This window comes from Dechloromonas sp. CZR5, assembly GCF_008711155.1.
In the GTDB taxonomy this organism is placed as follows: domain Bacteria; phylum Pseudomonadota; class Gammaproteobacteria; order Burkholderiales; family Rhodocyclaceae; genus Azonexus.
The window spans coordinates 276720-289584 of the sequence record NZ_VUYQ01000005.1 but is presented as its reverse complement, the minus strand read 5'-3'; the positions used below and the strand labels follow the sequence as shown (position 1 = coordinate 289584).

Sequence of the window (12865 nt, the reverse complement as noted above, 5' to 3'; positions counted from 1 at the left end):
AATAAGCATCTTCCCGATGGAAACAGCACCATGTTCTTACGCCACATCTTCTTTGCGACGCTGCTTGCCCTGCTGCTCGGCACGACGGCGTCCGCCCAGGTCTCCGTCAGCATCGGCCAGCCGGGTTTCTACGGCCGCGTCGATATCGGCGGCTACCCACCGCCGCCGCTGATCTACGCCGAACCGATGATCATCCGCCCGGCCCGCGTCGCCTATCCGCCGATTTATCTGCACGTCCCGCCCGGCCATGCCAGCAGATGGCACCATTACTGCGGCCGCTACGGCGCCTGCGGCCGGCCGGTCTATTTCGTGCAGGACGACTGGTACCGGAACGAATATGCGCCGCTCTACCGCGAGCGCCATCACCACCGCGACCGCCACGAATACCGCGAAGGCTACCGTCACGGTTACCGCGACAGCTATCGCCACGAGGATCGCGGAGACCGCGGTCATGGCCGTGGCCACGGTCGCGGTCATGACCGCGACTGAGTCCGGGCGGCGCTGAGCGGCAGGCGGCCAAGCCGCTCCGCCACGGCGGCTTGGCGTATCATCGGGCGCTTGTACGACACCAGCGCCCCACACGATGAAAACCGACACGCCCCAAACCATCTATCTCAAGGACTACACCCCGCCCGCCTTCTGGATCGACCAGGTCGATCTCGATTTCGTCATTGACGCCGGCCACACCACCGTCACCGCGACGCTGGCCATGCGCCGCCATGGCGAGCGTCCCGGCCAGGCGCTGGTACTCGACGGCGAAGCACTCGAAACGCTGTCCGTCACCGTCGACGGCCACCCCTGGCCGATCCTGGAAACGCCGACCTCGCTGACCCTGGCCGACCTGCCGGACAGCTTCACCCTGCGGACCGTCGTGCGCATCCAGCCGGACCAGAACAGCTGCCTTTCCGGCCTCTACCGCTCCAAGGACGGCTATTTCACGCAGTGCGAGGCGCAGGGCTTCCGCCGCATCACCTGGTTCCTTGACCGCCCGGACGTCATGGCGACCTATACCGTGACGCTGCACGCCGACCAAACGGCTTATCCTGTCCTGCTTGCCAACGGCAACCCGGTCGCAGCAGGCAGCGAGGCCGATGGCCGCCACTGGGCGACCTGGGAAGACCCGTTCAAGAAGCCGGCATACCTGTTCGCCATCGTCGCAGGCAAGCTTGACGTGCTGCGCGACAGCTTCCGCACTGCCTCCGGCCGCGCCGTGCAGCTCGCCATCTACGTCGAACCGGGCAAGCTCGACCAGTGCCCGCACGCCATGAATGCCCTGAAGAAGTCGATGCGCTGGGACGAGGAACGCTTCGGACTCGAATGCGACCTCGACCACTACATGATCGTCGCGGTCGGCGACTTCAACATGGGGGCCATGGAAAACAAGGGGCTTAACATCTTCAACACCAAGTACGTGCTGGCGCGCAGCGACGTGGCGACCGACGTCGATTTCGAGAACATCGACCGCGTCGTCGCCCATGAATACTTCCACAACTGGACCGGCAACCGCGTCACCTGCCGCGACTGGTTCCAGCTGTCGCTGAAGGAAGGCCTGACCGTCTTCCGCGACCAGGAATTCGGTGCCGACCTGCACAACCGGCAAACCGCCCGAATCCGCGAGGTGCGCGGCCTGCGCGCTGCACAGTTTCCGGAAGATGCCGGCCCGATGGCGCACCCGATCCGACCGGCCAGCTTCGTCGAGATCAACAATTTCTACACCGCCACCGTCTATGAAAAGGGCGCCGAGGTCATCCGCATGATTCAGACCCTGATCGGCCGCGACGGTTTCCGCGCCGGCATGGACGAATACTTCCGCCGCCACGACGGGCAGGCAGTGACCTGCGAGGATTTCGTCGCCGCCATGGCCGCCGCCTCCGATTTCGACTTCACGCAATTCATGCGCTGGTACAACCAGCCCGGAACGCCACATGTCGCCGTGGATGGCCATTTCGATGCCGAATCGCAGACCTACACGCTGACCTGCACGCAATCCAACCGCCGCGCCGCGAACGACGAACCGTACCTGATCCCGATCCGCGTCGCGCTGTTCTCGGCAGCCGGCGAACTGCTGGCCGGCAGCGAACGCATCCTGCACCTGACCGCCACCAGCCAGTCCTTCGTTTTCCGCGACGTGACCGCCGAGCCGGTACCGTCGCTGCTGCGTGACTTCTCGGCGCCGGTCTATCTCGACTTCGACTACACGCCGGAGCAACTGGCGCTGCTGCTCGCCCACGAGCCCGACCCCTTCAACGCCTGGGAAGCCGGCCAACGACTCGCCACGACACTGATCCTCGACGCCGCACAGGCCATCGCCGCCGGTCAGCCGCCGGTCTGGCCGGACACCTTCAGCGCCGCCTGCCGCCGCCTGCTGCAGACGCAAGCCCAGCGTGGCGCCGCCTTCGTCGCCGAAGCCCTGACCCTGCCCGGCGAAGGCACGCTGGCCGAACTGCTCGACCTCGTCGATCCCGATGCCCTGCATGCCGCCCGCAACGGCCTGCGCCAACATCTGGCCGAGGAACTGGAAGGCGAGTTCTCCGGCCTCTACGCCGCACTCGCCGTCGCCGAGCCCTATGCGCCGACGAGCGAGCAGGCCGGTCGCCGCGCCCTGCGCAACACCTGCCTCGGCTACCTGCTCGAACTCGATACCGATGCCAGCCGCCAGCTAGCGCTGGCCCAGTTCAAGTCGGCCGACAACATGACGGACCAGTTCGCTGCGCTATCGGCACTGGCCAACGTCACCGCCGCCAACTGCCCGCAGCGCGACCAGGCACTCGCCGATTTCTTCCAGCGCTGGCAGCACGAGGCGCTGGTCGTCGACAAGTGGCTGGCCGTGCAGTCGACCAGCCGCCGCCCCGACACCCTGGCCACGGTCAAGGCGCTCACCGCCCACCCGGCTTTCGACGCCACCAACCCGAACAAGATTTACGCCCTGATCCGCAACTTCGGCGCCAATCTCGCCCGCTTCAACGCGGCCGACGGCAGCGGCTACGCCTTCATGGCCGAGCGCATTCTCGAACTGCATGACAAGAACCCGCAGGTCGCCTCGCGTCTCACACGCTGTTTCGACCGTTGGAGAAAGTTCGACGCCGGCCGCCAACAACACGCACGCAACGCCCTCGAGCGCCTCCGCAGCCATCCCGGACTCAGCCGCGATGTGCTGGAGGTAGTCTGCCGGGCGATGGATTAAATCCGTCACGCGCCCCGCGTCAGCGCCCGGCAGCCCAAACACGCTTCACCAACAACTGAACGGCAGAGGAGGCCGGGGCTACCCGCGCCTCCTCTGCCGTTTTCGCTACGCGACAAAGTGGCACAACCGGGAAAAACCAATAAATTCGACCCCGGAACCTCAAAAAAAATCCCACAAAAGTTAAATATTCTGCAATACTAATAATCGACAAGTTCGTTGGTATTTATTAAAAACGACACTCTTCACTACAGCCCCCTTGACCATACATTGGAGAAACGACTCCATGACTGGATTTCGTATTGCACATCTCTCGGGAAGCCTTCTGCTGTCAGGATTGTTGATCTGGCTGGGCGGCGCGTGGCCATTCTGGCTCATCGCGGGCGCGTTCCTGATGCAAGGAGGCTGGCTGATTTTTCGCGTTGCGCCGGCAACGGCGCCTGCCGTCATTGAAACCGTCGAAGTCGTCGATCAAGCACCTCCATCAAATCTGGAGGATTTTCTGGAAAAATTGCTACCCCTGTGGAATCGCCACATTGAACTGGCCAAAACCCAAACCGGCGAGGCTGCCGACGAGTTGAGCGAGCAATTTGTCAGGATGAAAAATGAACTGGAGAAAACCATCGCGCTTTCCGGCATCAGCGGCGACAACAGCGTCATCACGCTGATCCGTGAAGCGGAGCACGAACTCCCGAAAGTATTTACCGCGCTGGAGGAAAGCCAGAAACGGCGAGCCGCCCTGCTGACCGAATTGCACACGATGACCAAGCTGGTCGGCGATCTCTCCAACATGGCCAAGGATGTAGGAGATCTCGCCAGCCAGACCAACCTGCTGGCGCTCAACGCGGCCATCGAAGCTGCCCGCGCCGGCGAATCGGGTCGCGGCTTCGCGGTCGTCGCCGACGAGGTACGCAAACTGTCGACGGCATCGGGCGACACCGGCAAACGCATTACCGACCAGGTGAATTCGGTGACGCAGGCGATCCAGCATGTCATCCAGGCGGCCACCGCAAGCAGCAGCGATGCCAACCGTCTGATCAGCGAGGCCGAGGCAGTGGTCCGCGATGTCCTGCAGCGCCTCGGCGGCAACGCGCAAGAACTGGAAGCCCGCCTCGACAACATGCGCGGCATCAGCACCAGCGTCGACACCACCCTGAACCAGGTACTCGTCGAACTGCAGTTTCAGGATCGCATTTCGCAAATTCTCGGCCACATCCAGGCCGACGCCGACAGGCTGTGCCACACCCTGAGCAACGGCCAGCCCGTCGATCAGGCTGCCTGGATAGGCAATCTCAAACAAACCTACACCACCGACGAACAGCACGCCCTGCACGCCAAGCAGCCGCTGCCGCAGGCCGGGCACGGCAAAACGCAAGCGCAGAAAAGCGAGATCACCTTTTTCTAGGAAAGGAAAACAGCGTGGATAAAACCATTCTGGTCGTGGACGACTCAGCAAGCTTCCGCAACGTCGTCTCCATTGCACTCAAGGATGCCGGGTATCAGGTCATCCAGGCCGGTGACGGCAAGGATGCCCTCGGCAAACTCGACGGCAAGAAGATTCATCTGATCATCTCCGACGTCAACATGCCGGTGATGGACGGCCTCAGCTTCGTCAAGGCCGCCAAGCAGCTCGCCGCCTACCGCTTCACGCCGATCATCATGCTGACCACCGAAGCGGGAGAAAGCAAGAAAGCGGAAGGCAAGGCCGCCGGCGTGCGCGCCTGGGTGGTCAAGCCCTTCCAGCCGCCCGTGCTGCTCGACGCGGTCGCCAAGCTGGTCCAGGCCTGAGCCCGCCTTTCGCCGCCCCCAACTATCCGGAGGACGAAACATGCTAGTAGCAGACATCGAATCCCCGCTCCACATCGAAGGCCAGGAAGCCACGCTGACCCTGCAGGGCGACTTGACCATCTTCACGGTCGACGCGCTGAAGGACGACATTTTTCTGGCGCTCAACTGCCCGCGCATCCGCGTTTCGCTCGACGCCGTCACCGACATCGACAGCTGCGGCTTGCAGTTGCTGCTCATGCTGGCACGCCAGGCGCAGGATCTGGGGCGCGACTTTGCGCTGAGCCAAAGCCATCCGGAAGTCGACGCCCTGCTGGCGCTCTACGGGCTCGATCTGCCGGCACAGGCCGCCGAGGAAAGTGCGCCATGAACAACGAATCCGCCCTGGCGCTTTTTTTCGAAGAAGCCTTTGAGCAAAGCAATCTGCTCTAAAGCCTGCTGCTTTCGCTCGACGCGCAGCCGGAAAGCAATGCCGAAGACCTCAGCGCGATGTTCCGCAGCGCCCACACCATCAAGGGGTCCGCCGGCCTGTTCGCACTCGACGGCTTGATCGCCTTCACCCACGTGATGGAAAACGTGCTCGACCGCATGCGCAACGGTGAACTGGCCATCGACAAACCGCTGGTCGCGCTGCTGCTCGCCTGCAACGACCATCTGCGACACATGCTGGCCCATTACCGGAGCGAACCCGCCACCCCCTTCCCGGAAGATGCCGAGCACCGGCGTCTGCTGACGGCGCTGGAAGCGCATACGCAATTCGCGCCAACGGCCGTCGCATCCGCTGCGCCATGCCCCGCCGCGCCGGAAAATAGCGAGAGCGGCAACTGGCACCTGTTTCTGCGCTACCACCCGGATCTGTTCCAACACGGATTCGACCCCGCCTCCTTCCTGCGTTATCTCGGCAAGCACGGCAGCATCGTCCATATCCACACGCGCCTCGAGATGCCCGCCACGCTGCAGGATTTCGACCCCACCACCTGCCGCCTGAGCAATGAACTGGCCTTGCACAGCCAGGCCAGCGCCGCCGACATCGCCGCCGCCTTCGAATTCATCCAGGACGACAGCGAGATCGACATCCTGCCGCCGGCCAGCGACTACGATGCGTTCGTCGCGCTCGCCGCCCGCTACGGCGGCTCGCCGGAAACCCATCTGGCGCGCTGGCGGGAAGCCGGCTACCTGCCCAGCGCCGTGTCGACGGCACCGCCCGTTCAGGCACCGATGCCATCCCTCGAAGCGGCACCGATGCAGAACGTGCCGCAGGAAAAGCGACGCAGCGTCGATCGCGTCGAAGGCAGCCGCTTTATCCGCATCGAAGCCGCCAAGCTCGACGCCCTGATCAACCGGGTCGGCGAACTCGTCATCTCGACCGCCAGCTCACGCATGCGCGCCAAGCAAACCGCCGACAGCGACATGATCCAGGCGGTCGAAGTGCTGAGCCAACTGGTCGAAGGCATTCGCGACGACGCGCTGAACCTGCGCATGGTCCCGATCAGCGAGATATTCAACCGCTTCCCGCGCATGGTGCACGACGTTTCCGCCCGGCTCGGCAAGGAAATCGAACTGGATCTCGTCGGCGCTGACACCGAGATCGACAAGTCGATGATCGAGAAACTCACCGATCCGCTGATGCACATCGTGCGCAATGCCATCGACCACGGCATCGAAGATGCCGAGAGCCGTCTGGCACAAGGCAAACCGGCTCGCGGCCTGCTCCGTCTGAAGGCCTATCACGACACCGGTGCCATCGTGGTCGACATCAGCGACGACGGGCGCGGCATGAACAAGGCGGCCATCCTGGCCAAAGCGCAGGAACGCGGCCTGCTGGCGGAAGGGCGGCAACTGAGCGACCCGGAAGTCTACAAGCTGATCTTCCTACCCGGCTTCTCCACCGCCGAGCAGGTCAGCGACATTTCCGGCCGCGGCGTCGGCATGGATGTCGTGCGCCGGAACATCGAGGCCCTGCGCGGCGAAATCGAGATCCTGAGCACCGCCGGCCAGGGCAGCACGCTGCGCATACGCCTGCCGCTGACCCTGGCGATCATCGACGGCTTCCACGTCGAGGTAGGCGGCTCGTCGCTCGTCCTGCCGCTCGACATGATGGCCGAATGCATGGACATGCCCAGCCAGCAGATTTCGCGCGAAACCCGGCAGATATGGCTGCGCGACACCTGGATTCCCTACATCAGCCTGCGCGAACTGTTCTCGCTGCCGCCTTCCGACGAGCCGGAATACGTCGTCGTCGCCCAGTTCGGGCAAACCACGGCCGGCATCATCGTCGACCGCCTGATCGGCGACATCCAGGCCGTGATCAAGCCGCTGGGCAGCCTGTTCCGCTCGCTGCGCGGCGTCAGCGGCTCGACCATCATGGGCAACGGCCGCCTCGCGCTGATTCTCGACATACCGCAACTGATCCAGCTTGCCCTGAAGCGGGAGGATCGCCTAGTCGAACAACGCCAGGCGAGCCTGACCGAACACAGCATCGCCCTCGCCAACTCGGCAACACGCCCCATTTAACGCACATCCCAGTGGAGGTCATCATGAGTATCGCCAGCAATATGAAAGTCGCCCATCGCCTGATGCTGGGGTTCGGTCTTGCCATTACTGCCCTGATCGGCCTCGGCATGTTTGCGATCATGGGTATGGCCAGCCTGACTGCCTCATTGACGACCATCGTCGAGGTCAATACGCCGGAAGCCACCACGGCCGCCCAAATGCTGGATGCCGTGCAGGAAATGCGCGTCCAGTACCGGCAAGCCTTGCTGGACCGCGACGATGCGGCCAAACGCGCCAGCGCGACGGAAAAACTGCAAGCGTCCGAAGCGATCTACCTGAAAGCGGAAAGCGACTTGTTCAAGCTCTTCGACAAATATGCCAACCAGATGAGCAGCAAGGAACGCGAACTGGTCGCCCGGATCACCCAGCAGCGACCGATCGCCTTTGCAGCGACCAATCGCGTGCTGGCACTCGACCAGGAAGGAAAAGAGGAAGAAGCCAAGCTGTATCTGGAAAAGAATGCCTCACCCGCCAACGCCGCCCTCAACACGACGCTGCGCGATCTGGTCAAGGAGGAGAGTGATCTGAACAACCAGGCCTCGGCCGAGCTGAAAGCCGATGTCGCCTCGATGCGCAGCATGCTGATGGCGGTAGCGGCGATTGCGACCGCCCTGCCGGCCTTGATTGCCTGGGCCATCATCCGCGCGATCGGCAATACGCTCGGCGGCGACCCCAGCGAGGTGAAGAACATCGTCGAGAAGGTCGCCCAAGGTGACTTCAGCCTGCAGATCGCGCTCAGGCAAAACGACCAGAACAGCCTGATGTTCGCCTTTTCCGGCATGGTGCAGCGCCTGGCCGGCGTACTCAACGAAGTGCGCTTCATGTCCTCCAACCTGAGCTCGGCCTCCGAGCAACTGGCCCTCACCGCCACTTCGCTGTCCTCCAGCGCGGTGCAGCAGGCGGCCAGCGTCGAACAGACCAGCGCCTCGGTCGAAGAGATGTCGGCCACCGTCAGCCAGAACACCGACAACGCCAAGATCGCCGACGGCATTGCCAGCAAGACCGCCGGCAACGCGACCGAAACCGGCCAGGCTGTCGACAACATGGTGCATGCGATGAAGGAAATCGCCGGCCGCATCACCGTCATCAACGACATCGCCAACAAGACCGACCTGCTGGCGATCAACGCCGCCATCGAGGCCGCCCGCGCCGGCGAACACGGCAAGGGCTTTGCCACGGTAGCCGTCGAGGTACGCAAACTGGCCGAACGCTCGCAGGTCGCTGCCCGCGAGATCGGCGACCTGGCCGGCCGTTCGGTCGGACTGGCCGAAAAGGCCGGTGGCCAGCTCGGCGAAATGCTGCCGGGCATCCAGCAAACCGCCACGCTGGTTCAGGAAATCGCGGCCGGCTCGCGCGAACAGGCTACCGGCATCCGCCAGATCAATCAGGCCATGACGCAGATCAGCGCGACCATGCAGACCACCTCCTCCTCCGCCGAGGAATTGAGCGCCACGGCCGAAGAGGTCAGTTCGTCCGCCATGCAGCTACGCGATCTGATGGAACAGTTCAAGCTCGCCAACGGCACGCTGCGGGAAAGCGGCCAGCGCTTCACGACGAATGTGAAGCCCGGCGCCGCGCCGCGCCCCTTCGAAACGGGCGGAGAGGGCGGCGACCTCGGTATCGCCGGCAAATTCTCCCGCTTCTGAAAGGAGCGCAGCCATGAGCATGCACGAAAACGGCCGCGTGCCCGCCAACGATGGCGGCGAAGGTGTCGCGCATTGCGTCACCTTCGTCCTCGGCGACGAAATGTTCGCCATCAGCATCCACCATATCCGCGAGATCATCGAATACGAAGAAATCACCACCGTTCCGATGATGCCGGTCTTCATCCGCGGCATCATCAACCTACGCGGCGCCGTCGTCCCGGTCGTCGACCTCTCGGCCCGCTTCGGCCGCCCGCTGAGCGAGATCAAGCCGGGGACCTGCATCGCCATTCTCAGCATCGAAGGCAACGACGCCTTCTCCCTGCTCGGCATCCTGCTCGACGGGGTGCGCGAGGTGGTCGAAATCCCGCTCGACGCCATCGAACCGGCGCCATCCTTCGGCACGCGCCTGCGCAGCGAATTCATCCAGGGCATCACCACCGTTGCCGGCCGCTTCGTCATCCTGCTCAACGTGCAGAAGGCGCTGTCGGTCAACGAATTGAGCGAGCTCGCCGATGAAGTGTCCAGAGCCCATTGGAGCGATGCCCTCGCCGGCGAAACCCCGTGAACGTCACTTCAAGCCGAGCATCATGTCCAATCCGCTGACCCAAGCCGACTTTCTGCGCATACGCCGCTTCATGTACGAGGCGTCGGGCGTGGACTTGGCGCCCAGCAAGCAGGCGATGGTCGAGGCCCGTCTCGCCAAACGGGTCAACCAGCTCGGATTCAGCGGATTTTCCGAATACTGGAAACTGGTCAGCGCACCGGAATCCGAAGAGGAACGGCAACACGTCATCAATGCCCTGTCGACCAACGAGACCTATTTTTTCCGCGAACCCGGGCACTTCGAGTGGCTGGGCGAATTCGCCCGCACCCGCCAGACGGAGGGACAGCCCTTCCGCGTCTGGTCGGCCGCGGCCTCCAGCGGCGAGGAAGCCTATTCGGCGGCCATTTCGCTGACCGAAGCGCTGGGCGACAAAGGCGCCTTCGAAATCCTGGCAACCGACATCAATACCGAGGTGCTGAAAGAAGCCCGCAACGCGATCTATCCGCGCGACGAGGTGCGCAAGCTGCCGCCCAATTTCATACAGCGCTATTTCCTGTGGGGACGCGACGAGTACCGCGGCATGCTGATGGTCGCGCCCGAGATCTGTCGCCGGGTGCGCTTCCAGCAACTTAACCTGAACCAGTGCGAACGCAGCGCAATCGGTCTGTTCGACGTGATCTTCCTGCGCAACGTGATGATCTACTTCAATCCCTCGACCAAGGAAAGCCTCCTTGCGCAGGTTTGCGACAAATTGAAAGACGACGGCGTCCTGGTGATCAGCCACGCCGAAACACTGACCGGCCTGAACACCCCCCTGGTTCCGATCCGCCCATCGCTGTATCGCAAGAGAGTCAACCATGAATAGGAAAATCACCGTCCATATCGTCGACGACTCGGCCGTCGTTCGTGAAGTGCTGAGCGGCATTCTGGCCAAGGCGCACGACATCGAGGTCATCGCGGCATCGCCGGACCCCTTGTTCGCGATGGAAAAACTCAACCGCCACTGGCCCGACGTGATCATTCTCGACATCGAGATGCCGCGCATGGATGGCCTCAGTTTCCTGCGCAAGATCATGAAGGAACACCCGACGCCGGTGATCATCTGCTCGTCGCTGGCCGAAGCCGGGATGCCGGTGACGCTCGACGCGATGGCAGCCGGGGCGGTATCCATCGTCACCAAGCCCAAGGTCGGCCTGCGCGACTTTCTCAGCGATGCCGCGCGCCAGTTGATCGACGAAGTGCGGGCCGCCGCCGGCGCCCGTCTGAACAACCTGGCGCCGCCTCTCCCGCAGGCCCCGCAAAAACTCAGTGCGGATGCGATGCTGTCGGCACCGACCGGTCGCGCCATGTTTCGCACCACGGAGCGCGTCGTCGCGCTCGGCACGTCGACCGGAGGCACGCAGGCACTGGAGTACGTCCTCTCCCGCCTGCCCCGCGACTGCCCGGGCATCGTCGTCGTCCAGCACATGCCGGAAGCGTTTACCGCTTCGTTCGCCCGCCGCCTCGACCAAAACAGCCAGATCGAAGTCAAGGAAGCGAGCAACGGCGACCGCCTGGTCGCCGGGCTGGCCCTGATCGCGCCCGGCGGCAAGCACCTGATGCTCAACCGCAGCGGCACGCAATACGTTGCCGAAGTGCGCGACGGCCCCCTGGTCTCCCGCCACAAGCCCTCGGTCGATGTGCTGTTTCGTTCCGTCGCCGTCAGCGCCGGTAGCAACGCCACGGGAATCATCATGACCGGCATGGGCGACGACGGTGCCCGCGGTCTTGGCGAAATGCTGGCCAGCGGCGCCCGTACCTTCGCCCAGAATGAAGCGTCCTGTGTCGTCTTCGGCATGCCCAAGGTGGCCATCGAGCTCGGTTCTGCCCAGAGAGTGGTCCCGCTGAGCGACATCCCCTCTCTGATCTGCGCGGCTTAAGGAGTCCCCCATGAACATAGCGCTTACCCAATGGCAAGGACGCACCGCGATGGTGGTCGACGACTCGTCGAGCATGCGCTTCGAGTGCCGCCGGATATTGCAGGAAATCGGCTTCACCAATATTTTGCTGGCCGAAAACGGCCAGCAGGCGCTCGATCAGCTGATGCAAGGGCAGCTCATCGACTTCCTGTTGACCGACCTCAACATGCCGGTGCTTGACGGTGTCGAACTACTGGATGCCGTCGAGAAATCCTTCAGCGGCAAACTGTATGTTGGCGTGATGAGCGGCCTCGACAGCAGCCTGCTGTCTTCGGTGCGGGAAATCGTTTCCGGCAGCGAGCTCGAACTGGTCGCCATCCTGCCCAAGCCCATCACCTCCGACTGCCTGTACCGGGCCCTCAAGCCGTACGACCCGAGCCACCATCAGTTCATTTCCCGCCAGCACGGCACCTTCCCCCCGTTGTTCAGCGACGAGTTCGCCAACGCCATGCAATCGGGAGAGATCATTGCCTACTACCAGCCCAAGATATCCCTGGTCGATGACCGGATCGTCGGGGCCGAGGTCCTGGCGCGCTGGCAACACCCCAAGCACGGGATGGTGCCGCCGGCCGCCTTCCTCGAGCATATCGAGAACGGCCCGCTGGCGCTTCCGCACTTCCTTTTCCAACTCGCTACCACGCTGGAGTTCCTGAAGGAGGCGAGCGTCCATCTCCCCGGATTCTGCGCCAGCATGAACCTCCCCGTCCCGCTGCTCAGCGAGCATGACCTGGTCGACAAAATCACCGCGCAGCTCGAACGAACGAACATACCCGCGGCACAACTCACCTTCGAAGTCACCGAGACCTCGGTCATGTCCAATCTCAAGGCCTGTCTCAGCACGCTGACGCGCTTGCGCATCAAGGGCTTCGGCATCGCCATGGACGACTATGGGACCGGCTATTCGTCGATGAAGCAATTGGCCAAATGCCCCTTTACCGAGCTCAAGATCGACCGATCCTTTGTGCACGCGGTGACGACAGACCAGAAATTGCTGTCCATCCTGACGGCGGCAATCAACATTTCGCAGGAACTCGAGCTGACGTCGGTCGCCGAAGGCGTCGAGGATTTTGAGGACTGGCGCCTGGCACGCAACCTCAATTGCGACATCGGACAGGGTTATTACTTCAGCCGCCCGCTCCCGAAACAGGAGATGCTGGCCTACCTGATCAAGCGCCGCGAGTAATTCCGGAGCATTCGC

11 protein-coding genes are annotated in these 12865 nt (G+C 63.2%); all 11 read left to right on the top strand.

Annotation, left to right across the window (positions count from 1 at the left end; genetic code table 11):
* Positions 1 to 30 precede the first annotated feature (30 nt).
* The 11 genes from F1002_RS15110 (at position 31) to F1002_RS15060 (ending at position 12850) form a co-directional block, all read left to right on the top strand.
* On the top strand, positions 31 to 489 hold the full coding sequence (locus tag F1002_RS15110) for a hypothetical protein (protein ID WP_150429876.1): 459 nt from the start codon (positions 31 to 33) through the stop codon (positions 487 to 489).
* Between the two features lie 94 nt (positions 490 to 583).
* The gene (pepN, locus tag F1002_RS15105; RefSeq protein WP_150429875.1) at positions 584 to 3184 is read left to right on the top strand and encodes an aminopeptidase N; all 2601 of its coding nucleotides are present in this window, start codon (positions 584 to 586) and stop codon (positions 3182 to 3184) included.
* Positions 3185 to 3467: 283 nt separating this feature from the next.
* Positions 3468 to 4586, top strand: coding sequence for a methyl-accepting chemotaxis protein (locus F1002_RS15100; protein ID WP_150429874.1), 1119 nt, complete (start codon positions 3468 to 3470; stop codon positions 4584 to 4586).
* Between the two features lie 14 nt (positions 4587 to 4600).
* Positions 4601 to 4969 (top strand): response regulator, encoded by a 369-nt coding sequence (locus tag F1002_RS15095; RefSeq protein ID WP_150429873.1) that lies wholly within the window; start codon positions 4601 to 4603, stop codon positions 4967 to 4969.
* 40 nt (positions 4970 to 5009) lie between these two features.
* Positions 5010 to 5336 carry a lipid asymmetry maintenance protein MlaB gene (locus F1002_RS15090; RefSeq protein ID WP_150429872.1) on the top strand — a complete coding sequence of 109 codons (327 nt, stop codon included), beginning with the start codon at positions 5010 to 5012 and terminating at the stop codon, positions 5334 to 5336.
* Between the two features lie 65 nt (positions 5337 to 5401).
* On the top strand, positions 5402 to 7480 hold the full coding sequence (locus F1002_RS15085; protein WP_370452166.1) for a chemotaxis protein CheA: 2079 nt from the start codon (positions 5402 to 5404) through the stop codon (positions 7478 to 7480).
* Positions 7481 to 7503: 23 nt separating this feature from the next.
* A complete protein-coding gene (locus F1002_RS15080; RefSeq protein WP_150429871.1) occupies positions 7504 to 9165 on the top strand; it encodes a methyl-accepting chemotaxis protein in 1662 nt (553 codons plus the stop codon).
* 13 nt (positions 9166 to 9178) lie between these two features.
* Complete coding sequence (locus F1002_RS15075) at positions 9179 to 9730, top strand: chemotaxis protein CheW (protein ID WP_223879625.1); 552 nt, start codon at positions 9179 to 9181, stop codon at positions 9728 to 9730.
* A gap of 22 nt (positions 9731 to 9752) precedes the next feature.
* The gene (locus F1002_RS15070) at positions 9753 to 10574 is read left to right on the top strand and encodes a protein-glutamate O-methyltransferase CheR (protein WP_191090424.1); all 822 of its coding nucleotides are present in this window, start codon (positions 9753 to 9755) and stop codon (positions 10572 to 10574) included.
* Complete coding sequence (locus tag F1002_RS15065; protein WP_150429869.1) at positions 10567 to 11628, top strand: chemotaxis response regulator protein-glutamate methylesterase; 1062 nt, start codon at positions 10567 to 10569, stop codon at positions 11626 to 11628. Before F1002_RS15070 ends, F1002_RS15065 begins: the two co-directional genes overlap by 8 nt.
* Before the next feature lie 10 nt (positions 11629 to 11638).
* On the top strand, positions 11639 to 12850 hold the full coding sequence (locus tag F1002_RS15060) for an EAL domain-containing protein (protein ID WP_150429868.1): 1212 nt from the start codon (positions 11639 to 11641) through the stop codon (positions 12848 to 12850).
* Positions 12851 to 12865 lie beyond the last annotated feature (15 nt).

Excerpts from the sequence above, each read along its gene's own strand:
- F1002_RS15110 (WP_150429876.1), top strand. The coding sequence starts at position 31 with ATGTTCTTACGCCACATCTTCTTTGCGACGCTGCTTGCCCTGCTGCTC.
- pepN (WP_150429875.1), top strand. The coding sequence starts at position 584 with ATGAAAACCGACACGCCCCAAACCATCTATCTCAAGGACTACACCCCG.
- F1002_RS15100 (WP_150429874.1), top strand. The coding sequence starts at position 3,468 with ATGACTGGATTTCGTATTGCACATCTCTCGGGAAGCCTTCTGCTGTCA.
- F1002_RS15090 (WP_150429872.1), top strand. The coding sequence starts at position 5,010 with ATGCTAGTAGCAGACATCGAATCCCCGCTCCACATCGAAGGCCAGGAA.
- F1002_RS15080 (WP_150429871.1), top strand. The coding sequence starts at position 7,504 with ATGAGTATCGCCAGCAATATGAAAGTCGCCCATCGCCTGATGCTGGGG.
- F1002_RS15075 (WP_223879625.1), top strand. The coding sequence starts at position 9,179 with ATGAGCATGCACGAAAACGGCCGCGTGCCCGCCAACGATGGCGGCGAA.
- F1002_RS15070 (WP_191090424.1), top strand. The coding sequence starts at position 9,753 with ATGTCCAATCCGCTGACCCAAGCCGACTTTCTGCGCATACGCCGCTTC.
- F1002_RS15065 (WP_150429869.1), top strand. The coding sequence starts at position 10,567 with ATGAATAGGAAAATCACCGTCCATATCGTCGACGACTCGGCCGTCGTT.
- F1002_RS15060 (WP_150429868.1), top strand. The coding sequence starts at position 11,639 with ATGAACATAGCGCTTACCCAATGGCAAGGACGCACCGCGATGGTGGTC.